The organism is Bradyrhizobium sp. SZCCHNR1051 (genome assembly GCF_032489615.1).
Lineage (GTDB): Bacteria > Pseudomonadota > Alphaproteobacteria > Rhizobiales > Xanthobacteraceae > Bradyrhizobium.
Genome location: NZ_JAUEYJ010000019.1, coordinates 163,663 through 185,906, shown reverse-complemented (window position 1 = coordinate 185,906; position 22,244 = coordinate 163,663). Strand labels below are relative to the sequence as shown.

The following is a 22,244-nucleotide window of genomic DNA, read 5'->3' as shown; positions in this document are numbered from 1 at the left end:
CTACCGGCTGGAACGACATTTGCCGGAAGGGACTTTCACCCTCTCAAGAACCGCGCCTTTCCACGGCGCACCTTATATCGTGCTCTTCTCGGTGCACCGGGCTTTTTGGCCACCGTCGTCGCTCGGATCATCACCCAAGCAACTTAGCATCAGCGTCGGGATGCCAGAACCACACGACTTCACGTCCGCCCTCGCCGCGTTCGTCTCACGCCGCAAAAACGTCCATCGCATCCCCGCCTCGCGTGTCGTGACGATCGCGCGCAACGCCCCTCTCGTCGAGGCGGGATGCGTGCATTAACCCACGATTTCTGATAAAAAGAAAGAGAAAAAATTCGAGGCTTGGGCCTCACTTGCCCTTGCGCGTTGAAACGGCTGGCGAAATGAGATTTTCCACGCACATGATTTTTCGTCCCCTACGACACTCCCGTGCGATCGGACCGGCACAAATCTTCGCGCGTTTTGCCCGACTCAGCCGCCCCCGGTCGCGACCGTTGGGGCGGACATCCTGGCTTGCCAGCATTCCCGGCAGCTTTAGCTTGGGTGTTTTCGTCGTAGACGGACCGACCGACTTTGATCGAAATCAATACGTAGTATTCTGAGATAATTTCTACTTCTAGGTGTAAGCATGACTGAATTCAAGTTCGCGCCAAGCTAACGGGTGCTGGTCGGTTTTATATTGAGTTGACCGCTTGACATCGAACCGGAACGCAAGTGGCAGCGCGCAATTTAGGAGAAAGAACCATGACCGATGAAGATCTGTTTCTCAGTAAAGACAAAACAACAGTAACGGACAAAAAAGGCAAAACCATTTTGGTGCGAACCGAGATCGATGGAAAGACAATATATGTCGAGCCATCCTTGGCAAAGGCATCGGGAAAATACTGTGTAAGTTTTGGAAAAAAGAAGATCTGTGTCAATTGGGATGAACATAAGGCGTGTATCGGATGGGACGACATTGAGTTTTGTTTGAAATGGGAAACTAAACCCTAGTTCTCTTCTCAACTCATTGCTTTCCAGTGATGATGCCCAAACGATACGGCCTCTCGCGCTGACTGGACGCCCGGGGCGTGACATTACGTCGTCTGCTCATCGCTGAATCGCCCGACTCCCCACCCTTGTCCACCGTCAGGCCACCACCGCAAGAGGGATCGAGCCGCACTTCTGCGCGGTCCTGCGAAGGCTCACCATCCCGATTGGCCGACCGCGAGCAACCAGTGTTTTTCGAGGCTGGGGGATTTGCGGCGGGGTCGTAAGAGCGAAGTAGATTCTACCGGAGCCTACTATTTTGGATGTCAACTTCGGACCAAGGGCGGCTGTGGCCGGCAGGCGGGTGGCACAGCCGATCTGACCCCAGCTCCGGAAATGTCGGGCGCGCTCCAGCACTTTCGCTTCGGGCCATGAGCCGACATGCCGTGCTGTTCGATCACCACGGCGGCCGTAGACGAAATCTCCATCAGGTGCCCAGGCAGCTCTCAATTGATGATCGACTCATATTTGTTGGCTCTTGAACCGCTTACCCAGGGTGATCCGACAAGCCGGCTTTTCCGTAGCCTTCCAGCGTGCACTTGCAAAGTGTAAGGGCTTGGCGAAACGAGTTGGCAGAATAGCGAGACCGTGGAATTCTGACACGAACTCCGTCGAGGATCGTTAAGCCCATCTTTTGGGAGAACCTCTCATGGCCTGGGTGATCTTATTCATTGGCAGCCTTTGCGAGGTGGGTTGGCTGATCGCTCTCAAATATTCCGAAGGTCTCTCGCGCCTGCCGTCGATCCTGGTCACCGTGGGTTTTATGGGCGCCAGCGTCGGTTGTCTTGGCCTCGCCATGAAGACGATCCCGATGGGCACGGCCTACGCCGCGTGGACCGGCGCGAGCATCGCCGTCGCCACTCTCTTCGGAATCTATCTGTTCGACGAGCCGACGACCGCGACCCGGCTCGCCTCGATTGGTCTCATTGTACTTGGCATCGTCGGACTGCGCCTCGAGTCCGGATAGGCGTGCCAATCCTCAAAAATAGCTCTCGAGCGCCCCGCGCCGCCTGATGTCGAGTGTCGCGCAATGGAATGCGCCGCCAAATGCGGCGTAATGCAGGAATTCGCAGGGGATCGGCTCGAAACCCCATTGCTCGATCGCACGCATCGTTCGCACATGATGCGGATCAACGATGATGCGCTTTTCGTCCACCATCAGTACATTCATGTTGAGCCATTTTCCGCATAGCGACGTGATATTGAGCATGCGATCGGTGATCGGATCAGGCTCGGGAGCGACGAGAATGTCCCATTTCTTCAGTATGTCCGGGAGGCGGCTGACGTCGATGTATTCGGGATTGATCAGAAGCCTGCCCGGCCCCAGCGGCAAAATGGTCGTGTCGATGTGCATCGGGCTACGACAGCGGCTCTCGATCTCGTGGATGCGATAGCCGTCGCCGAGATGGCGGCGCAGCCATTCGATGCCGGATGCATTGGTGACATTGCTGAGGGTTACAAACAGATCGCGCCCGCAGCGAACGAAATCGGCAGCGTCGAACACCGGTTCGAATTCAGTCAGAATATATGACATCGGCTCACCTTCTTCGGGCCGTCTGAAATCGGCGTTATACAGTTCGTCCGTGAGTTGCGGCCGTGGCGCGGCAGTCCAGCGGGCGCCGCGACGGAAATAGTCCTTCAGGACCGGACGAAAGGAATGGGTCTCGAAATAGCGGCTGGGCCACGCCATGGGCGTTTCAATAATTTCGTCTCCGATCACGAGCATGCTATCGCGCGGGCAGGAGTTGCAGAAGCCGCGCGAAGACCATTCGGGCGTGCTGAAGCGCTTCTTGAAATCAACCGGTTCCGGTCGGGTGACCACCACGCCAAGCGATTGCAACAGCGCAATAAAGCCATCGAGCTCGCGCTGAGCCGGTTCAATCAACATCCTTGGATAGCGGAAGCCCCCGAGCAGCGCTTGCGCCCGTGCAGCCATTCCCGGAATGTTACAGGCGACGACCGGATGGGCGGATGGGATCGTCGCGCCTTCGAGCCTTCCGACAATCACTTCCTCGAGTGGATCCCACTCATTGTGCGAGTTGACCGGAGAGATCCTTACCTTGCGGTCGGCATCCGGGCCGATTTCGTGCGTGATCATGGCATGACCAAAGCAGGAGGTTGCTGATGTGGCAGGAATACTCTGGTGCGACAGCATCGCCGGCGCATAGCCTCAGTGCTGCAATGCACCACAATCCGTCCTTAACAAACGGCGCGGCGCTTCCGGCCCGGTGCGGTGGCAGGGCTGCACGGCGAGCGCCCGGCATCATGTCGCGCGGCGTGCGAGCGCCACAACGCAGATATAAGGATGACGTTGTATCTGTCCTCAGGGTTCCGCCCCGTCAGGAGCCGCCTTTCTTGAATTCCAGCGGCGCGGCCGGCTTGAACTGGCTGCTCACCTCGCCGACCAGATCTCTGTCCGCCCCGGACAGGTCGAGCTTGCGGATCGGAGCGCCGACGGAAAGGTCGATGAGCGGCAAGTTGACCCAGACGATGTTCGGGCTGAGCGTCGATTCGAAGAAATAGAGCCGGTCGGTCGAGTCGGCGACGGCCCGCCAGATCGTATGCGACGCCTCCGGTCGCTTCGGGTCTGGCCGCACGAAAGGCTGCGCCACGTTGCGCATGACCGACAACATGCGGGCCACGGTCTGGCGGGTGTCCGACGGCTTGGTCTGGTTCTGGATGTAATAGGCGGCGCGGACGAAGCGGTCGGCCGCTTCGCTCGTCCCCGGCAGCGCTTCGGTGCCGCCAAAGACGTGGTATTTCTTCAGATTGGCGAGCTGCTCGGGGAAGGGCGGCGAGTTCGTCATGACCAGATAGCGGCGGTCGTGATGAACGCGCACCTTGCCGCTATCGACGATTTCGATGATCGCCGAATCGCCCGTCGCGTCCGAAAGCGACAGATGCACGGTCGCCGTCGCGTATCCGGGCATGCCGGCGGTGATGAGTTGATAGCGACCGGTTTCGATGTCGGCCACGGCCTCGGCAACGGTGGCAAAGTTGTCGAGGTTGTATTGCGCCCATAGCGACAGCGCGAGGCCGGGGCGCTTGAGATCGCGCTTTCCGTAATCGCTCTCGGAGAGCCACAGCAGGTTGGCGACAAGACCTTTTTCATTCATGCCGTCGGCGATCGCCAGATTATAAACCGCCCCGCCGACGCTGCCGTATTTCGACGTCCAGCTCAGTTCGTTGTCGTCGCCGCTCTCGCCTTTGCGCGCAAGGCCGCGCGGGAAGGCCCAGAGATCGGTGCGCATGTCTTCGGGCCAATCCATGTTGCGCCCGGTGACAACGGCCTGACCATTATCGGCCCAGAGGACGCGCGAACACGCGTCCGCCAGAGATGATCCAAACGCGACCATTGCCAAAGCCATCGCCCCGCGCATCACGTCCGCACACCGCCGCATGGTCGCGCTCCTCGTTGTGTTGGATACAATCTAGAGGCGAGTGCAAGTCGGCGACCTTGATCTGGGTCAATCATCGTCGCTCGCGGTCGCGGCGCCCCGACGATTCGCATGAGATCGTTGTCTTGCCGGGCTCGGCGGGGCGATCCGACAGCATCGTCCCCTCAGGGCGCAATTGCACCGAAAATCTCGAGATTCCGGATTCAGCCCTGACGGGCTGCCCCGGAATGGCGGGCTATGACGCAGCGAGATCAGTCGCCGCTGCGCTGCGCATGCAGGGGCGCGACCAGATGCGGGCGTAACCCTCGCCGCCCTCGTCACCGAACAGCTCGGCGCAGATCGGCGCGTTGAGCGACGCAACAGGAGCACGTCCGACGCGGGAGCGTCCCGCGCGCTCGCTCAGGCCGACGCTTTGGCCTTTGCCGCCTTCGCCTCGGAGATCGCCTGCCACACCTTCTCCGGCGTCAGCGGCGTCTGCAGGTTGGTGATGCCCAACTCGAACAGCGCGTCCATCACGCCGTTGGTGACGCAGGGCGGACCGCCGATCGCACCGGACTCGCCGCAGCCCTTGGCGCCCAGCGGGTTGGTGCGGCACGGCGCAGAATCGTCGAGGGTGACCACGATCGGCGGCACGTCGTCGGCGCGCGGGATGCAGTAGTCCTGATAGGTCGCGGTCAGGAGCTGGCCGTCGGCATCATAGGCGACGTTCTCGTACAGCGCCTGGCCGATGCCTTGGGCGACGCCGCCATGGATCTGGCCGGCGACCAGCATCGGATTGACCGCGACGCCGACGTCGTCGACCGTGGTGTAGCGTACCACGCGGCTGATGCCGGTCTCCGGATCGATCTCGACCTCGCAGACGTGCGTGCCGTTCGGCCAGCTCGGACCGTCGACCTCGCCCTCGCTGTCGACCGAGAGCTTGGCCTGCCTCTCCTTGCCGGCGATCTCGAACAGGCTGATGCGGCGATCGGTGCCAACGACCGTCAGGACGCCATCGCGATATTCGATGTCCTCGACCGCGGTCTCCAAGAGGTTCGATGCCTTCTCGCGCGCCTTGGTAATGAGATCGTTTGACGACACCGCCACGGCGGTGCCGCCGACGAACAGCGAGCGCGAGCCGACGCTGCCGAAGCCGGTGGCGAGATCCGTGTCGCCCTGCACGACGTCGATCTTGTCCAGGGGAATGCCGAGCGTATCGGAGATCATCTGGGTGTAGGTGGTCTGCAGCCCCTGCCCCATCGCCATGGTGCCGGAATGCAGGATGACGCGGCCCTCGGAGGTCGCGTGCAGCGACACCTTCTCGGTGTGGGCGCGGCCGCCGGTCCATTCGATATAGCTGGTCAGGCCGCGGCCGTAGAGCATGCCACGCTTCTTCGCCTCGCGCTTGCGCGCGTTGAAGCCGTCCCAATCGGCAAGCTTGGACGCGCGCTCCAGCATGTGGGCGAAGGCGCCGGAATCATACACCTGGCCGACGGCGTTGGTGTAGGGCAGCTGCGCCGGCTTGATGTAGTTGGTCTTGCGGATGGCGCGCGGATCGATCCCGATCTGGCGCGCGGCCGCATCGAACAGCCGCTCGACGATGAACACCGCCTCGGGGCGTCCGGCACCGCGATAGGCGCCGACCGGCGCCGTATGCGTCATCACGGTCTTGACCTCGAAATGCACCAGCGGCAGGTCATAGACTCCGGTCTGCACGAACGGCCCCAGCACCAGCGGAATGATGTTGGCCGCGCCCGACGAATAGGCGCCGGTGGCGCCGATCGAACGCACGCGATAGGCCAGCACCCTGCCCTTGGCATCGAGCGCGAACTCGGCCGTCGAGGTGAGATCGCGGCCATGCGTGCCACCGACGAACTCGTCGGTCCGCTCGGCGCGCCAGCGGATCTTCTTGGCCAGCTTGGTCGCGGCATAGGCGACGATGCCGTCCTCAGGATAGAGGTTGGTCTTCTGGCCGAAGCCGCCGCCGATGTCGCCGACCAGCACGCGCACACTTTCCTTCGGCCGCTTCAGCACGGCTTCCGCAAGCACGTCACGGGTCGAGGCCGGCGTCTGCGACTGCACATGGAGCAACAGCCGGCCGGTCTTCTTCTCGATCTCGGCAATGGTCGAGCGCGGCTCCATCGCCGAGGGCACCAGGCGCTGGCTCGTGATGTCGAGCGACACTTTGTGCGCAGCGCTGGAGAAGGCCTCCTCCACCTTGGCGGCATCGCCATAGCTCATCGCGGCAACGATATTGTCCGGCGCCTCGGCCCAGACGACGGGCGCACCCGGCTCGAGCGCCTTCACCGGATCGGTCACCGCCGGCAGCACCTCGTAGTCCACGACGATCGCTTCCGCCGCTTCCTGCGCGATCGTGCGCGAGGTGGCGACCACGGCGGCGATCGCTTCGCCGGTGAAGCGGACGATCTCGTGCGCCAGCAGGCGGCGCGGCGGCACCGTCATCGGCTTGCCGTCGGGCCGCTTGAAGATCGCCAATGTCGGAATGGTGCCGACATCGTCGGCGACGAGGTCCGCGCCGGTGTAGATCGCCTGCACGCCGGCGATCTCCCGCGCGGCGGCGGCATCGATCGACACGATCTTCGCATGGGCATGCGGCGAGCGCAGCACGTAGAGCCAGAGCGCGCCGTCCTCCGCCTTGTCGTCGATGAACTGTCCCTTCCCGGTCAGCAGCCGCTGATCCTCCAGACGCTTGACGGGCTGCCCCGCACCAAACCGCATATTGTTGGGAAGAATGTTCATTCGTCAGTCCTTGGTCAGTTCAAATGCAATTGCATGTGTTTTAGCGGATCGCAGTTCCGCTGGCCAAGCCGTGATTGTGCTGGTGCGGCATACCACACTGTCATGCCCGGGCTGGGCCCGGGCATCCACGACTTCGTTTCCGCTCGGCATGGATGGCCGGGTCGGCACGGCCATGACGGCAGTAAGGATCTTGGCATTACCCCAGGCTGCTGAGGACCTCTTCGACGACCTTGCGCTGCTCGAGCGTGAGCGGGGCCTGGGGCGGCACGGGATCGCCGACGTCGTAGCCCTGGATCGACAGGCCGGCCTTGATGCAGGCCGCGAGGTTGAAGCGGGCGAAGGCCTCGTTGACGCGCCACAGCTTCTTCTGCAGCAGCATCGCATCGTCCCAGCGGGACGCCTTGCAGAGATTGTAGAGTTCGACGCTCTGGCGCGGGATGATGCAGGCCGGCCCGGCCATCCAGCCCTTGCCGCCGATCAGCATCACCGCCGCCGGAATGTGCGAGGACGCCGCGAACACCTTGATGGCGTCGCCGCAGCGAGTGATGATCGACAACAGCCGGCCGGTGTTGGTAGACGCGTCCTTGATGTAGTTGATGCGCGGATGCTCGGCGAGGCGCGCGATGACATCGAGCGACAGGTCCGAGCGCTGGAACTGGGGATTGGTGTAGATGACGATGGGAACGTCGACGGCATCGGCAATCGCCCGGAAATACGCCTCGATGCCGGCGTCGTTGACCGGGAAGTAGGCTTCGAGCACCGCCAGGATTCCGGTTGCGCCGCGCTTCTGGTAAGCCTTGGCCTGCGCCACCGCGTCAGCGATCGCCGTCGAGGCCACGCCTGCGATCACGGGAACGCGGCCCTGGGCCGCATCGATGGTCGTCTCCACGACGGCCATGCGCTGGGCGCGATCGAGATAGGCGAACTCACCGGTGGAGCCGAGCGGCGTCAGGCCGTGCACACCGGCATGGATCAGGTCGTCGCACAGACGCCCCAGCACCTCCGTACGGATCGTGCCATCCGCGCCGATCGGCGAGGCCAGGTAGGGAAAGACACCATGAAGTTCAGTCATGCGGCCGGTATAGCGGCCGCGCCGCTGGTTCCGCAAGCAGGCGCCTGATCGCGGGCGGCTTCCGCTGCACGGAGCGTTTCCAAAAACGGCGTCCGCCCTGACGGAACCTGGCTCGCGCGGGCGGGTGAGCGGCGGTGCCACACTGCTGCGGCAATCGCATGTTGTCGCAAATAACTGACCTGCCAATCAGCTCCCGTTAAATCCGGCTTCAAACTTTCTCTTCACCATAGAGGAAGGTCCGGCGGCGGAGGCGACTAGAGAGCAGCGATTCAATCTGAGATTGCGCGCACCATGACGAGGAAGGACGAGCGCGATGGCTCAAACACGGCAAAAATGGCTACGAACTTCGCCATTTTCAGTCATTTTTCCGCCGGATTGACCAACCATCATGCCAAGCGGAAACAGTTAGTACGAGTGCTCCAGCGTAAATTCGCCGTAGGAATTTCGATCGGAGACGAGGGAAGCCTGCAGCGAGAACGACGATGAAGACGCTTTACGATTTACTCGGAGCTCTTCCGGACGATGACGCTGACGATATCCGGGTGGCCTTCCGCAAAGCGGTCAAAGAGAGCCACCCCGACGTCAATCCCGGCGATCCGGACGCCGCGCTGCGGTTTCGACAGATCATCCGCGCCAACGACATTCTTGGCGACAAGGAGCAGCGCACGGCCTATGACCGGCTGCTCGGCGCCGCGCAGGACGAGCATCGGCAGGATTCCAAGCTCGCCGTCGTTGCCAAGGTGCACAAGGTCGCGTCCGGCGTGATGGCGCTGGCCGGCGCGTCCGCCTTGGCGCTGACGGGCTACCTCCTATTCACCCACATGTCCTCGGCATCCGTCGCGCCGCTCGAGCCGATCGTGGTTGCGACCAACAAGGTAAAGCCGAACCAGGTTCCCGCCAGGCCGATCGATAGCCTCACTGACGCGGCGACGGCCAGCGACGCGGCCGCGAATCCCGGCAGCGACCCGGCTGCCGGCACGACGGTCGGCAACGGCAATGCGTCGAGCAGCAATGCCTCAGCTCCCGCCGAGCCGCTGCCGTTGCGGGTCAGCAAGGTGGACGTGGTCTATTCGGCCGAGCAGGAGCGTACGCCCTGCGCGGCGGGCGCGACCGCGCCATGCACGGCAGATGCAATGCTCGCCGGCGGCACGGCGTCGAGCGAGGCCCAGGCCCGTCACGATCGCGGCATGGCCGCGTTCCAGAAGGGCGATTTAGCGGCGGCGCTGGCCGATCTCGACGCCGCGATCCAGCTCGACCCCCGTTACCACGAGGCCTATATCGACCGCGGCATCGTGTTCTATCGCATGCGCAAGTTCGACCGCGCCTTTGCCGACGTCGCGGCCGCAAAGCGCATCGAGAAGACCAACCGCGCCGTGCTCGACGCGATGGCGAAGCGTCAGCCGCTGCGGCCGCTGAAGCTCGAGCCGCCCAAATCCGACATCAAGGCGGAAACGCCGAAGGCCGAGGCGCCGAAAGTGGCGGCGGCGGCGCCGATGCCCTCGCGAATGTCGACGGCGACGCCGATCTATCCGACCACCGATCCCAGCCGCGCGCCTTGAGCGATTGACGGATTGACGAAGATTTAAGGTAACTTCGAACCTTCGTCGCGCGAATCGTTCAAGCCCATCAACTGTTAGGAAAGGTGTCGCATGGTGTCCCCATGGGACACGGGCTGCTTTCCAGATTCATCCATCCGAACCCGGCGATCCGGCGCGAGCTCGTCGATCTCCTGTACACCTCTCTGCCGCAGGTCATGTCGATCAATGCGGCCGCCATCACCGGCTCGGTCACGCTTGCGGTCCTGCACGACGATCCCGGCTACATCGCGATCTCGTTCGCGATCATCGTCAACGCCATCGGTCGCGTCGTCAGCCTGCTGCGCTACAAGCAATATGCGGGGCGCCTGTCCGATCGCGACGTGATCCTCTGGGAGAAGGTCTACGCCGCGGGCGCCGCCGCCTTCGGCCTTGCACTTGGGGCCCTCACCTTCCGCGCGTTCCAGCTCAACGATGCTCCGGGCGCATGGATCGCCTTCGGCCTGTCGATGTCCTATTGCGTCGGCATGGTGTCCCGCGCGGCGATCCGCCCGTGGGTCGTGCTGACGACCACCGCCGTGCTGCTCGCCCCGACGCTGATCGCCGGATTGATGCGCCCCGAGCTGCCCTATCAGCTCGGCGCCGTTCTGCTGGTGCTGTTCTGGTTTTCGATCCGCGAGGCATCGCGTCATCTCAGCACCGCTTTCATCGAACGGCTCGAGGCCAAGCACGCACTGGCCCGCCAGGCCAACCATGATTTCCTGACCGGCCTGCCGAACCGCGCCGCCTTCCTGGCCGCGCTTGAACGCGCGGTCGGAACCATCGCGATCATTGCCATCGACCTCGACGGTTTCAAACCTGTCAACGACCGCCACGGGCACCACGCGGGCGACGAGCTGTTGCGGCAAGTCGCGACCCGGCTGTCGAGCTGTGTCGGCCCGGGCGGCCTCGCCGCGCGCTTCGGCGGTGACGAGTTCATGCTGCTGAGGCCGGTCGCGCGCGGCGCGAACGGACGCGACGAGGCGCTGGGGCTCGCGCGCGAGGCGGTCCGCTCGCTATCGATGCCGTTCCTGCTGTCCGACATCCCCGTGGTGATCGGCGCCAGCGCCGGCCTGCTGGTGAACGACCGGCCGCTCACGGACGAGGCCATGGACGAGGTGCTGCGCGAGGTCGACAGCGCGCTCTACGCCGCCAAGCGCGCCGGGGGCGGCTGCTGCACCTGGGCCGAAGCCGCCGACGGCGCATTGCGGCAGGCGAGCTGACGCGCGCCCTTCGATCTCAAACGACGACCATCTCGCGCAGCAGTGCGTCGATCTCGGCGGCGTCGAGCTCACCTTCACGTCCGATCAGCACGAGCTGGGCCGTGAGGCCGTCCGCGGGCGGCACTGGCGATGGCGCCAACGTGCCGCGCGTCGCCACCGACTGAAACAGGATCGGCTGTCCCGGATGGTCGGTGAACAGCAGGACGCCCTTGATGCGCAGCGTGCGCGGCGCGAGCTTTCCGATCACCTGCTGAAAGCGGGCCAGCGACAGCGGAGCACGGGAGGTCCAGGTCAGGGTTGCGAAAGGTTGCGACATCGTCGGCACCTGCTTGGGCAGCTCTCGCGGCGCGCAAATGTCGCGGCTGAACAGCAGGTCCGGCGCGACGATGCCATGGGCGGTCTCGAAGATCGCCGATTGCGGCTTGGTGCGGCCCACGACGGCACGGACCTCGTCGAGGGCGGCGCGGTCGAGCAGATCGGCCTTGGTCAGCAGCACGAAATCAGCGGCGCGCAGCTGCGAGCGCCACAGCGCGTCCTGCTCGATCTCGGGATCGTCGCGCAGCCGCTGCGGATCGACCAGCGTGACGACGGTCTCCAGCGGCGCCACCTTGAAGATCACGGGATCCATCAGGTTGCGAATGATCTCGGCCGGATCGGAAATGCCCGAGGTCTCGATCGCAATCGCATCCGGGGCCGGATCGCGCTTGATGACCGACGACAGCGTGCGCAGCAGGTCGCCCTGCAGCGAGCAGCAGATGCAGCCGTTCTTCAGGCTGATCACCTCCTCCGTCACCGTGCCGAGCAGTTGGGCGTCGATGTCGACCGTGCCGAAGTCGTTGACGATGGCGGCGATGCGCCGCCCGTCCGGATTGGCGAGCAGATGATTGAGCAGGGTCGTCTTGCCGGCGCCGAGCGATCCGGCAACCAGCAGGACCGGGACGATCATGACAGGATCGGACGGCGCACCGCCTGTCCCGGCCTGACATCGCGAACAAGATCACCATTTGCGATGACGGCGCGGCCATGGACGAGCAGATGCCGCACGCCCTCGGACGGCCGGTTCATGTTGAGGAAGTCGGCGCGGTCGCGCAGGCTGGCGAGATCGAGCACCGCGATGTCGGCGTCGCAGCCGGCCTGCAGCCGTCCCTTCTTTCGCATCGCGGGCGTCGATGGTTCCAGAATCCGGGCCGGGATCAGCGTGCACTTGGCGAGGCCCTCCATCAGCGGCACCGCCTTGCGGTCCAGCACCCATTCGCGCAGGAATTTGGTGAAGGTCGCCGACGAGCGCGGATGCGACACTGCGTCGTCCGGCAACGGCCAGGCGTCGCCGGTGTAGTCCGTGCCGTTGGACAGGATCCACGGCATCGCGTCCGACGCGATGGCGCCCCCTGGAAACAGTACGGAGACGTCGAGCAGGTCGCGGTGGCGCTGGTTGACGGCGACATCGAGGAAATGGATCAGCACCAATGCGCCGGGATCGTCCTGCTGCCGCGCGAGCAATTCGTCGCGGCTGCCGAGACGATGGCGCTCGGCGACCATCTCGATCGCGTCATAGCCGGTGCCCATGCGCTGGCAGAACGCCGGATCGGCGAAGAAGCCGGCGCCGACCACCGTCGAGCCGGTCCCGTAGGGATAGGCTTCAGTCGTGACTTTGAGGCCCTGCGCCTGCGCGGTCTGCACCAGCTCGGCGCAGCGCTCGACATCCTGCAGGCTGGTGCTGTTGAAATGGCAGATGTGCATGTGGGCACCGGTCGAGCCGGCAAGCCCGATCAGCCGCGTATAGGCGTCGACCGAGCTGCGCGGATCGACATTCGACATGTAGGCAATGTGCGTATAGGTCGGCACGTTCTGCTTGGCAGCCAGGCTGCACAGCTCCGACAGCTCCTTCATGCCGGTGCCGGGCGCATACGCATTCGGGAAGGCGATGCCAAGGCCGCCCTGCTCCAGCCCCTGCCGGGTGCGCTCGACGATCTCCGCGGTCTCGGCCGCAGTCGCGACCTCCTCGACCCAGCGCTTGTCGCGCATCGCCTCGCCCATGCCGGCGATGCTGGATGCGGTCTGCTGCGTCGTCATCGTCGCGATGCGCGCGAACACCCAGCCGGAGGCGGCGCCATAGTTGAGAAGGCGGCCGATCGCCGCCTGCTCGTCATACCATCGTGCCACCGGCATGACGCCGATCTCGAGCTCGAGCGTCGTGGTGACGCCGTCGAACGCCTGCATGCGGTCCGCCGGCAGCGACTGGCCGTGCGCGTGCAGATCGATGAAGCCGGGCACGACGGCAAGGCCGGCCGCATCGATGACCTGATCCGCCGCACCGGTGACGTCGCCGACGGCGGCAATCGCGCCATCCTTGATCGCGACGTCGGCGGTGACGTCGAGTTGCGTTTCGGGGTCGAGCACGCGGCCGCCGCGAATGATCAGATCGTAGTGAGGCATGAATCAGCTGGGCTCGCAAAGTGGAACTGCGCGCAGGCCTAACACAGATGCGCGGCGATGAGAACGCGGCGGGAGAGATCGATGCTCTCCGAGCCATGCGTGACGCACTTATCAGTTCGTCGAACTGGGGCGCCGCTCTTCCCCTTGCGCAAGGGATCGGTCAGGATTGCGAAAAACGACCTCTCGGCATCCGCCGTTCGACAGAGGAGACCCGAATGGCTTCGCCCACACGGCGCATCGCCGACTTCACCTGCGAGAAGCAGCCGGCGACGGGCTCGCGCGGGATGGTCGTCACCAACCATCCGCTCGCCTCCAGCGCCGGCGCCGAGATGCTGATACGCGACGGCAATGCGATCGATGCCGCGGTCGCTTCCCTGTTTGCGCTCACCGTGGTCGAGCCGATGATGGTCGGAATTCTCGGTGGCGGCCTGTCGCACATCCGCCTCGCCGACGGCCGCCACGTCGTGCTCGACGGCCTGAGCACCGCGCCGTCGCGCGCTGACCCCGGCATGTATGATCCGGTCTCCGACGAGATCGCGCTGGCGCGCGAGACCCGCGGCCGCCGCAATGTCATCGGCGCGCTGGCGGTCGCCGTGCCCGGCGCGCTGAAGGGATGGTGCGAGGCGCTGGAACGCTACGGCCGGCTGCCGCTGGCCGAGGTCATGGCACCGGCAATCCGGCTCGCCGAGCATGGCTTCATCGCGAGCCCCTATCTCAACGACTGCGTGCGACTGGTCGCGAACGATCTCGCGCGCGATCCGCGTCTCGCCGCGCTGTTCCTGCCCGGCGGCGCGCCGGTGAAGGCCGGCACGCGCGTCATCCAGAGCGACTACGCGGCATCGCTGCATCTGATCGCGGACCAGGGACCCGGGGCGCTCTACGGCGGAGCGCTCGGTGCCGCGCTGGCCAGCTACATGGCGGAGAACGGCGGCTTGATCGATGCAGCGGATCTCGCCGCGTACCGCGTGATCGAGCGCGCGCCGATCCGCGGCTTCTATCGCGGCCATGAGATCATCGGCCCGCCGCCGCCGTCTTCCAGCGGCGTGCATATCGTGCAGATGCTGAACATCCTCGAAGGCTTCGACGTCGGCGGGCTCGGCTTCGGTTCGGCCGATGGCGTGCATCTGCTCGCCGAAGCGCTGAAGATCGCCTTCGCCGACCGCGCGGTCGCCACCGCCGATCCCGCTTTCGTCGACGTGCCGGTCGAGCGGCTGACGTCGAAGGTCTATGCCGCGGAGCGGCGGGCGCAGATCGACATGAGCCGGGCCCGAAGTTTCGGCCCGGGCCTTGCGCCGACGGAGTCCGCCAACACCACCCATGTCACGGTCGCCGATGCCGAGGGCAACGTCGTCGCGGCGACCCAGACCATCAACGGCCTGTTCGGCGCCTGCGTGCAGATCCCGGGCACCGGCATGACCGCCAACAACTACATGTACAATTTCGATCCGCATCCGGGCCGCGCGCTGTCGATCCAGCCGGGCAAGCGCGTCTTCACCTCGATGGCGCCGATGATGGCGCTGCGCGACGGCCGCTTGCGCTATGCGCTCGGCCTGCCCGGCGGCTTGCGCATCTTTCCCTCGGCCTTCCAGGCGCTGGTCAACCTGATCGACCACGGCATGTCGCTGCAGGAGGCGGTGGAGGCGCCGCGGCTCTGGACGCAGGGCGGCGTGCTCGAGCTCGAGCCGGCGTTTCCCGACCATGTGGCGCGGGAGCTCGCCGCACGCGGCCACGAGATCAGGCGCGAGCCGGTCGTGGCCGGCGGCATGAATGCGATTGCGTTCGGCGACGACGGCACGCTGACGGGGGCCGCGTGCTGGCGCGCCGACGGCACCCCGATCGCGATCTCCGGCGGGCGCGCCCGCGCCGGGCTTCGCTTCGCGATCGCGTAGCGCCTATCGGCTCGTTCGCATCATCCGCGCGATCGCCTCGCCGATCACCACCGTCGTCAAGTGGGTGTTGGCGCGACAGTCGGACGGCATGATCGAGGCGTCGGCGACGCGAAGCCCCGCAATCCCCTTCGCGGTGCCATCCGGATTGACCACGCCATCGTCATCGTTGACGCCGCTCATGCGGCAGCTCCCCGCGGCGTGCTGGATGTCGCCGGTGACCTGGCGCAGCAGCGCGTCGAGCTCGGCATCGGGCAGCGCCGCCGCCTGCGGCAGCGTGAGCTCCGTATCGCCGAGGCGAATCCAGTCGGCGATCTCGCGCAGCGCCGGCTGCACCGTGATCGCGGCGAGCCGCTTCACGGCGTCGCGCATCCGCGCGATATCGCGCGGATCGGCCAGCATGTTCTCCTCGACGATCGGATCCACGCTCGGATCAGTCGAGGCGAGCTTGAGCGTGCCCCGTGAGAAGGCGTTGAACAGGCCGGCGCCGATCGCGCCGGGGATCCCGATGCCGCGGTGATTGAACGCGATCAGGATCATGTCGCGCTTGCCGCCGCCGGCAAGGCCCGATGAGTAAGTGACGCAGCAATTGGTATGGCGCGTATCGCGATCGGTCGGACGCAGCTCCTCACGCAACTGAATGGTGGTGCGGAACAGCGGGTGATCGAAGAAGTGCCGGCCGACGGGAAGATCGCGCACGACGGCAAGCCCCATCGCCTGCAGATCCGCCGCGGGGCCGATCCCCGAGCGCAGCAGGATCGCGGGGCTGTGGATGGCGCCGGCGCACAGGACGACCTCGCGCGCCGCGATCTCCTTGACGCCCTCGCCGTCGATATGGACGCGCACGCCGGTGACCTTGAAGTCGCTGATCAGCAGCCGCTCGACCAGGGCCCGGCCGCGGATCTCCAGGTTCGAACGGCCGCGCGCCGGCTCCAGATAGGCCTCGTTGGTGGAGATGCGACGGCCGTTGCGGCTGTTGATCGGATAGCAGGCGACGCCTTCGCCGTCGGGCCCGTTGAGATCGTCGCACCAGGGATAGCCGCTCGCCAGCGCAGCATCGCGCAAGCCGCGGTCGATCGGGCCCCACTTGTCAGGCGGTGCGCGGTAGACCGGAAGCCGGCCGCCGCGACCGTGCCCCTCGCGATCACCGAATGCGAGATCGTCCTCGATCACCGCGAACAGCGGCATGATGTCCTTGGCCGACCATCCCGTGCAGCCATTGGCCGCCCATTCATCGAACGCATCGGCCACGCCGCGGATCGCGATCTGGCCGTTCATCATCGAGCTGCCGCCCAGCCCCTTTCCGCGCCAGTAGAAGCGCATGTCCTGCCCGGCGACGCGGCGGGACATCAGCTGCGGCCACTGCCATTTCTCCTGGAAGGCGCGATCATGGATGATCGGAATCGGATTGGGCGTCACGATCTCCCACGGCGCGTCGTCCGCGCGCCAGTCGGCGCCGGCTTCCAGCAGCAGGACCCGCGTCTGGGAGTCTTCCGACAGGCGCGCAGCGACGGCCGCTCCCGCCGAGCCGCCGCCGACGACAATGACGTCATACATGGACTCAATTCTCGCTGTTCTCAGGCATCGCAACCATGACCACCAGCTTGCGCTGCCGGGAGCGATCCGTGAAGCCCTCGAAAGCTCAAGCCACCAACATGCCGACGCAGAGCTGCGGCACGTCCTCGGGAACGAGACAGGAAGCGACGGCGATCACCTCGCGCGCCGATTTCCAGGCGCCGCCGCCGCCGGCCGGGCCATTGGTGTAGAGCGTCTCGACCTCGTTGCCGATGCGGACCGCCTCCGCCATCGTCTCGGTCCGCCCGGCCACACGAACGCGCACCTCGTAGGGCTCGGCGACTTGTCCGCGATCGTCGCCATGCAGCGCATTCATCCCAATCAGGTCGCAGCGCAGCTCGCTCGTCGCCACGCCGATGAGTGCGAGGCGCTCACGGACGATATCGAGCGCGAGGCGGCCACGCGCGACTGCGCCAGGGCCGGCATAGGAGATCTGCCCCTCGCCGACATAGCTATCGAGATAGCCCACCGAGGTCTTCAACAGTCCCGTCTTCGGCCGGCCGCGGCCGCCGACCACCCTGACCCGGTCCGGACCAAGCTCCTCGACGGTCACCTGCGAGAAATCCGCCACGACGTCGGGTTGGAAATATTGCTCGGGATCGTGGATCTCATAGAGCAGTTGCTCCTTCACGGTCGCCGGCGTGACGCAGCCGCCGGAGCCCGCGACCTTGGTCACGATCAGTTCGCCATCCTCGCGCACCTCGCCGATCGGAAAGCCGAGCCGGGCGAGATCGGGAACATCCTTCACTCCGGGGTCCGCGAAATAACCGCCGGTGATCTGCCCGGCGCATTCGAGCAGATGACCGACGACGGTGCCCTGCCCGAGCCGGTCCCAATCATCCAGGGCCCAGCCGAACTCGTGGATCAGAGGTCCGAGAAACAGCGCCGGGTCGGCGGCGCGCCCGGTGATCACGACATCCGCGCCGGCCGCGAGCGCCTCCGCGATCGCGCCCGCCCCGACATAGGCGTTGGCCGAGACGACCCGATTGCCGAGGGCCCGGATCGTGTCGCCGGTGTCGAGCACGACATCCGCTGTCTTCAACGGCTCAAGAACATCGTCGCCGGTCACGGCCGCGATCTTCAGCCCCGCCAGTCCAAGCCGGCGCGCGATGGTGCGGGTGGCTTCGGCCGCGGCGACCGGATTGGCCGCACCCATGTTGGTGACGATACGGACGTTGTTGGCGCGGCAGATCGGCAGCACGGCCTGCATGCGCGCCGCCAGCAGCGGATCATAGCCGGCGGCCGGATCCTTCATGCGCGCCTGCTGCGCCAGCGCGATCGTGCGCTCCGCCAGGCACTCGAACACGAGATAGTCGAGGCCGCCCTTCGCCGCGAGCTCCACCGCAGGCTCGATCCGGTCGCCGGAATAGCCCGCTCCGGCGCCGATCCTGATGCTCCGCATCGGCCGCTCCTCCTGACATCGTGCGCCGTTCGTCGGCTTCTGCCGGCCACACTAGCGGCCACGGTCCGAGCTTGCCAGGGTTCGCGTGGGGCGGTCAGGCATGCTGCTAGTCCGCCAGCGCCAGCGTCGGCGCCTCGCTGCTCGCCGTGCATGCGACGGCAACGGCCATGTATTCATCGGCCCAGCACCAACGCTGGCCGCCGGCACGCTTGGCCGCATAGAGCGCGCGATCGGCCTGGTCGAGCAGCGCCTCGGTGTCCGCCTGCCGATCCTCGGTGACCAGGATGCCGGCGCTGGCGCCGATCTGAACGCGCGTTCCAGCCAGCGCGAAGGGTTGCGACAGCGCCGTCACCGCCGCTTGCGCGAACGCGAGAGCGGCGTCACGTCCCACCGCAGGCAGCAGCAGCATGAATTCGTCGCCGCCGAACCGCGCCGCCAGGCCCGTTTCGCCGAGGCAATCCTGCAGACGTGCGCCGACCTGGCACAGCAGCTCGTCACCGGCCTGATGGCCGAACCGGTCGTTGACGAGCTTGAAGCCATCGAGATCGACCGCGATGATGGCGACGGGGCGATCGCACCGGCCGAGCGCGGCGATGAACGCGGCGCGGTTCGGCAGGCCGGTGAGGAAATCGCGCAGCGCCTGCCGCGCCAAGGCCTGCTGCGCCGTGATCCGCTCGGTGAAGGCGGCCGTGAGTCGATACGACGTGCCGCGCAGCGTGATCCAGAACAGCACCACCATGCCGGCGCCCATCCGGTACACCGGCTCGGGCTGCATCAGGCAGGCCACCACGGTCGGAATCAGCAGCACCGCCGAGGAGGTCATGACGATCCATGGGCTGACACGCGACACGATGCCGACGCAGAAGGCCATCGACAGGCCGAAGCACATCCAGATGCCGGGCCCGTCGCCGATCTGAAACGCGCGTGCCGACAACGCACCGACGGCCAGACCGAAGGCGGCGGCGCCGAGGCCGTAGAGGCGTTCCCAGCGAATGATGCCATCGTGATCGAGCCGATCGAAGCGCGCGGCGAACATCCGCAGCTTGATCACACGAAGGGCACCGATCACCAGCAGCACCACCGTGATCGCGGCGTAGCCCGGATCGCGCGCAACCCAGGCCATCACGCTGCCGATCACGACGGCGGCGGCCGAGATCGTCCCGACCAGCGGCATCGAGCTGTACAGCAGATGCGCGAGATCGCGACGAATGTCCGGGTCCAATCGATGCATCGCAATTCCAGTTCGCCAGGCGCGCGCACTCTCGTACCCACGCCTTAACGAAATCTCGCTGCACCCGCGAAGGGCTGCCATGCGCGGCGGATGCTTAAGAGAACCTCACCACGACGACGACAATGCGAATGATGGCAAGCGCACGGCGCGCAAGACCGATGCTGGCGCCGGATCAGCTCGCCCAATTGTCTCGGAATTCGCCGAACAGCGTAATGCCGCCGCACGCATAGATCGTCTGCCCGGTGATGTAGCTCGCCTCGGCCGAGGCGAGAAAGGCGAACACGCCGGCGATCTCTTCCGGGCTCGCCACCCGCCCCATCGGAATATGAGACTCGACCGCGGCGCGCTTCACCGGATCCCCGGTCCAGGCCGCGTTGATCGGCGTGTCGACGGCGCCCGGCCCGACCGAATTGACGCGGATGCCGCGCCCGGCGAATTCGAGCGCCAGGGTCCGCGTGAGGCCCGCCATCGCGCTCTTACTGATCGAATAAGCGAGATAGCCGGGCTTCGGAATGATCTGGTGCACGCTCGACGTATTGATGATGTTGCCGCCGCCGCGCGCGACGAAATGCGCCAGCGCATGGCGCGCGCACAGCACCGCGCCGTTGAGATTGACCTCGAGGATCTTGCGATACGCGTCGACATCGAGCGCATCGCTGGGCGATTCCCGCTGGAAGCCGGCATTGTTGACCAGGCAGTCGAGCCTGGGCCAGCGCGTCAGCACCGTCTCGAACATCTCGGCGATCTCGGCCTCGACGCCGATGTCGGCCTTCACGGCGAAATGATCACGTGCGCCGTGACCGTGAGCGGCGGAGGCCGCCTGCACCAGCGCCAGGGTTTCGTCGCCGGACGGCGACGGACCACCGAAATTGATCGCGACATGCGCTCCCTCCTCGGCAAACCGCACCGCGATCGCGCGGCCGATGCCTTGCGTTGCGCCCGTCACCAGCGCGTAGTGTCCGACGAGACGCGACGCCCGTTCGGCTGGTTGGTCAGATGGCTCCATGTCTCGACTCCTTGAAAATGATCTCGCCTCGGCGCGCTGCGATGACTCGCGTTCGGATGACAAGGCTATCAGGAGTCTGGTATCGCTCCACTCCATATCCGTCATTGCGCACGCAGGCGTGAGGCGTCATGTATCTCGGCATCGATCTTGGAACATCCGCGGTCAAGACGATCATCGTCGATGACGCGCAGCGCGTCGTTGCGAGTCGCAGCCACGCCCTGGCGATGGACGTGCCGCGACCGGGCTGGGCCGAGCAGGACCCCGCCGCGTGGATCGCCGCGGTGTTCATCACGCTCGATGCGCTCAAGGTCGATCATCCCGGCGCGGTGGCGGCGGTGGAAGCCATCGGCCTGTCGGGCCAGATGCATGGCCCGGTACTGCTCGATACCGCCATGAATCCGTTGCGGCCGTGCATTCTCTGGAACGATGGCCGGTCGGAGCGCGAATGTGTCGCGCTGGAGCAGCGCTGGCCCGCTTTGCGCAAGATCACCGGCAACAAGGCGATGCCCGGCTTCGCCGCGCCGAAGCTCATGTGGATCGAGGCGCACGAGCCGGAGATTTTCGCGGCCACGCGGCTGGTTCTGCAGCCGAAGGCCTATGTCCGGCTGGTGCTGTCGGGCGAGGCGATCGAGGACATGTCCGATGCGTCCGGCTCGCTCTGGCTCGATGTCACCAGGCGCGACTGGTCGGACGAGGGCCTTGCCGCCACGCGCCTCACGCGTGCGCAGATGCCGCGCCTCGTCGAAGGCTGCGCACCGGCAGGTCGGTTGCGCAGCGACCTCGCGGAACGCTGGGGCATGACGAAGCGCCCAACCATCGCGGGCGGCGCCGGCGACAACCCGGCCGGCGCCGTCGGCATCGGTGCTGTCAGGCCGGGCGCCACGTTCATCACGCTCGGCACGTCCGGCGCCGTGATCACGGCGGTCGACACCGTCACGGCCAATCCCGAGCGGGTCGTTCACACCTTCTGTCATGCGATCCCAGCGATGTGGCTGCAGGCCGGCGCGATGCTGTCGGCGGCCTCATGCCTCGCCTGGGTCGCGCGGCTGCTCGGCGCGAGCGAGACCGAGCTGCTTGCGCCGCTGGGCACCCGGCCCGCCATGCCATCGCCGGTCAGCTTCCTGCCCTATCTTGCGGGCGAGCGGACGCCGCATGACGATCCCCATGTCCGCGGCCTGCTCGACGGCCTGAGCCATGCCACCGACCGCGACGCCATCGTTCAGGCGGTGCTCGAGGGCGTTGCCTTCGCCCTGGCCGACTGCCGCGACGCGTTGACGGAAACCGGCCTTGTGATTGCCGAGGCGGATGCGATCGGCGGCGGATCGCGCTCCGACCTTTGGCTCGCGATCCTGGCGAATGTCCTCGACATTCCCGTTCATCGGCTGGCCGAGGGCGAGACCGGCGCCGCCTTCGGCGCGGCGCGGCTGGCACGTCTTGCCGTCACCGGCGAGGACATCGGCGCGGTCTGCACGCCGCCGGCGCGCGTGCGGACCTTCGCTCCGGACGTCGCGCTGTCGGCAGCCTATGCCGAGCGGCGGCCGCGCTGGCGACAGCTCTATCGTCGGCCGAGCTGAACGCATCTCCGAGCTGCCGTCGCCGCGACGTGTTGCAGCGGCGTCTCTTTCATATTGTATTCGGCAACAGCCTCTAGTTTAATGGCTTCCCGCGCCAGCGAT

The 22,244-nt window shown here is 65.8% G+C and carries 17 protein-coding genes; 7 read left to right on the top strand and 10 right to left on the bottom strand.

Annotated elements, in window-relative coordinates; translation table 11 throughout:
* The 3 genes from QW868_RS23500 to QW868_RS23490 form a co-directional block, all read left to right on the top strand.
* A partial coding sequence (locus tag QW868_RS23500) for a hypothetical protein (RefSeq protein ID WP_316231623.1) occupies positions 1–298 on the top strand: 298 nt, incomplete at its 5' end.
* Between the two features lie 443 nt (positions 299–741).
* A complete protein-coding gene (locus tag QW868_RS23495; protein WP_315734314.1) occupies positions 742–990 on the top strand; it encodes a hypothetical protein in 249 nt (82 codons plus the stop codon).
* A gap of 685 nt (positions 991–1,675) precedes the next feature.
* On the top strand, positions 1,676–1,993 hold the full coding sequence (locus QW868_RS23490; protein WP_315783524.1) for a multidrug efflux SMR transporter: 318 nt from the start codon (positions 1,676–1,678) through the stop codon (positions 1,991–1,993).
* 12 nt (positions 1,994–2,005) lie between these two features.
* Here QW868_RS23490 and QW868_RS23485 read toward each other — a convergent pair whose 3' ends face one another.
* The 4 genes from QW868_RS23485 to QW868_RS23470 all read right to left on the bottom strand — a co-directional run bounded on the left by QW868_RS23485 (position 2,006) and on the right by QW868_RS23470 (position 8,235).
* Positions 2,006–3,124: an amidinotransferase gene (locus tag QW868_RS23485; RefSeq protein ID WP_315796996.1), complete on the bottom strand. Its 1,119-nt coding sequence runs from the start codon at positions 3,122–3,124 to the stop codon at positions 2,006–2,008.
* A gap of 241 nt (positions 3,125–3,365) precedes the next feature.
* Positions 3,366–4,406 carry a linear amide C-N hydrolase gene (locus QW868_RS23480; protein WP_316163596.1) on the bottom strand — a complete coding sequence of 347 codons (1,041 nt, stop codon included), beginning with the start codon at positions 4,404–4,406 and terminating at the stop codon, positions 3,366–3,368.
* A 417-nt stretch (positions 4,407–4,823) separates the two neighbouring features.
* The gene (locus QW868_RS23475) at positions 4,824–7,163 is read right to left on the bottom strand and encodes a xanthine dehydrogenase family protein molybdopterin-binding subunit (RefSeq protein WP_316231622.1); all 2,340 of its coding nucleotides are present in this window, start codon (positions 7,161–7,163) and stop codon (positions 4,824–4,826) included.
* Positions 7,164–7,359: 196 nt separating this feature from the next.
* The gene (locus tag QW868_RS23470) at positions 7,360–8,235 is read right to left on the bottom strand and encodes a dihydrodipicolinate synthase family protein (RefSeq protein WP_315796999.1); all 876 of its coding nucleotides are present in this window, start codon (positions 8,233–8,235) and stop codon (positions 7,360–7,362) included.
* A 482-nt stretch (positions 8,236–8,717) separates the two neighbouring features.
* Here QW868_RS23470 and QW868_RS23465 point away from each other — a divergent pair, with 482 nt between their 5' ends.
* Together QW868_RS23465 and QW868_RS23460 are read left to right on the top strand one after the other, a co-directional pair.
* The gene (locus QW868_RS23465) at positions 8,718–9,794 is read left to right on the top strand and encodes a J domain-containing protein (RefSeq protein WP_316231621.1); all 1,077 of its coding nucleotides are present in this window, start codon (positions 8,718–8,720) and stop codon (positions 9,792–9,794) included.
* 101 nt (positions 9,795–9,895) lie between these two features.
* Positions 9,896–11,032 (top strand): GGDEF domain-containing protein, encoded by a 1,137-nt coding sequence (locus QW868_RS23460; RefSeq protein WP_315734324.1) that lies wholly within the window; start codon positions 9,896–9,898, stop codon positions 11,030–11,032.
* Between the two features lie 16 nt (positions 11,033–11,048).
* On the opposite strand, the gene QW868_RS23455 is transcribed toward QW868_RS23460, so the two are convergent.
* Together QW868_RS23455 and QW868_RS23450 are read right to left on the bottom strand one after the other, a co-directional pair.
* Entirely contained in the window at positions 11,049–11,978 is a 930-nt protein-coding gene (locus QW868_RS23455) for a GTP-binding protein (RefSeq protein ID WP_316231620.1), read from the bottom strand.
* Entirely contained in the window at positions 11,975–13,468 is a 1,494-nt protein-coding gene (locus tag QW868_RS23450; RefSeq protein WP_315771769.1) for an amidohydrolase family protein, read from the bottom strand. The genes QW868_RS23455 and QW868_RS23450 overlap by 4 nt, the downstream gene beginning before the upstream one ends.
* Positions 13,469–13,683: 215 nt before the next feature.
* Here QW868_RS23450 and ggt point away from each other — a divergent pair, with 215 nt between their 5' ends.
* Positions 13,684–15,357 (top strand): gamma-glutamyltransferase, encoded by a 1,674-nt coding sequence (ggt, locus tag QW868_RS23445; protein ID WP_316231619.1) that lies wholly within the window; start codon positions 13,684–13,686, stop codon positions 15,355–15,357.
* A 3-nt stretch (positions 15,358–15,360) separates the two neighbouring features.
* On the opposite strand, the gene QW868_RS23440 is transcribed toward ggt, so the two are convergent.
* The 4 genes from QW868_RS23440 to QW868_RS23425 form a co-directional block, all read right to left on the bottom strand.
* Entirely contained in the window at positions 15,361–16,911 is a 1,551-nt protein-coding gene (locus QW868_RS23440) for a GMC family oxidoreductase (protein WP_316231618.1), read from the bottom strand.
* 85 nt (positions 16,912–16,996) lie between these two features.
* Complete coding sequence (locus QW868_RS23435; protein ID WP_316231617.1) at positions 16,997–18,331, bottom strand: acyclic terpene utilization AtuA family protein; 1,335 nt, start codon at positions 18,329–18,331, stop codon at positions 16,997–16,999.
* A gap of 106 nt (positions 18,332–18,437) precedes the next feature.
* Positions 18,438–19,562 (bottom strand): GGDEF domain-containing protein, encoded by a 1,125-nt coding sequence (locus QW868_RS23430; RefSeq protein ID WP_316231616.1) that lies wholly within the window; start codon positions 19,560–19,562, stop codon positions 18,438–18,440.
* A 172-nt stretch (positions 19,563–19,734) separates the two neighbouring features.
* Positions 19,735–20,568: an SDR family oxidoreductase gene (locus QW868_RS23425; protein ID WP_316231615.1), complete on the bottom strand. Its 834-nt coding sequence runs from the start codon at positions 20,566–20,568 to the stop codon at positions 19,735–19,737.
* A gap of 128 nt (positions 20,569–20,696) precedes the next feature.
* Between QW868_RS23425 and xylB the strand changes: the two genes are divergently transcribed.
* Positions 20,697–22,142, top strand: a complete 1,446-nt coding sequence (xylB, locus tag QW868_RS23420) for a xylulokinase (protein ID WP_316231614.1) — start codon at positions 20,697–20,699, stop codon at positions 22,140–22,142.
* Positions 22,143–22,244 lie beyond the last annotated feature (102 nt).

What these genes read in the sequence shown, in the direction of transcription:
- QW868_RS23465 (WP_316231621.1), top strand. Translation starts at nt 8,718, where the DNA reads ATGAAGACGCTTTACGATTTACTCGGAGCTCTTCCGGACGATGACGCT.
- QW868_RS23470 (WP_315796999.1), bottom strand. Translation starts at nt 8,235, where the DNA reads ATGACTGAACTTCATGGTGTCTTTCCCTACCTGGCCTCGCCGATCGGC.
- QW868_RS23490 (WP_315783524.1), top strand. Translation starts at nt 1,676, where the DNA reads ATGGCCTGGGTGATCTTATTCATTGGCAGCCTTTGCGAGGTGGGTTGG.
- QW868_RS23430 (WP_316231616.1), bottom strand. Translation starts at nt 19,562, where the DNA reads ATGCATCGATTGGACCCGGACATTCGTCGCGATCTCGCGCATCTGCTG.
- xylB (WP_316231614.1), top strand. Translation starts at nt 20,697, where the DNA reads ATGTATCTCGGCATCGATCTTGGAACATCCGCGGTCAAGACGATCATC.
- QW868_RS23435 (WP_316231617.1), bottom strand. Translation starts at nt 18,331, where the DNA reads ATGCGGAGCATCAGGATCGGCGCCGGAGCGGGCTATTCCGGCGACCGG.
- ggt (WP_316231619.1), top strand. Translation starts at nt 13,684, where the DNA reads ATGGCTTCGCCCACACGGCGCATCGCCGACTTCACCTGCGAGAAGCAG.
- QW868_RS23425 (WP_316231615.1), bottom strand. Translation starts at nt 20,568, where the DNA reads ATGGAGCCATCTGACCAACCAGCCGAACGGGCGTCGCGTCTCGTCGGA.
- QW868_RS23485 (WP_315796996.1), bottom strand. Translation starts at nt 3,124, where the DNA reads ATGATCACGCACGAAATCGGCCCGGATGCCGACCGCAAGGTAAGGATC.
- QW868_RS23475 (WP_316231622.1), bottom strand. Translation starts at nt 7,163, where the DNA reads ATGAACATTCTTCCCAACAATATGCGGTTTGGTGCGGGGCAGCCCGTC.
- QW868_RS23480 (WP_316163596.1), bottom strand. Translation starts at nt 4,406, where the DNA reads ATGCGCGGGGCGATGGCTTTGGCAATGGTCGCGTTTGGATCATCTCTG.
- QW868_RS23460 (WP_315734324.1), top strand. Translation starts at nt 9,896, where the DNA reads ATGGGACACGGGCTGCTTTCCAGATTCATCCATCCGAACCCGGCGATC.
- QW868_RS23450 (WP_315771769.1), bottom strand. Translation starts at nt 13,468, where the DNA reads ATGCCTCACTACGATCTGATCATTCGCGGCGGCCGCGTGCTCGACCCC.
- QW868_RS23455 (WP_316231620.1), bottom strand. Translation starts at nt 11,978, where the DNA reads ATGATCGTCCCGGTCCTGCTGGTTGCCGGATCGCTCGGCGCCGGCAAG.
- QW868_RS23440 (WP_316231618.1), bottom strand. Translation starts at nt 16,911, where the DNA reads ATGTATGACGTCATTGTCGTCGGCGGCGGCTCGGCGGGAGCGGCCGTC.
- QW868_RS23495 (WP_315734314.1), top strand. Translation starts at nt 742, where the DNA reads ATGACCGATGAAGATCTGTTTCTCAGTAAAGACAAAACAACAGTAACG.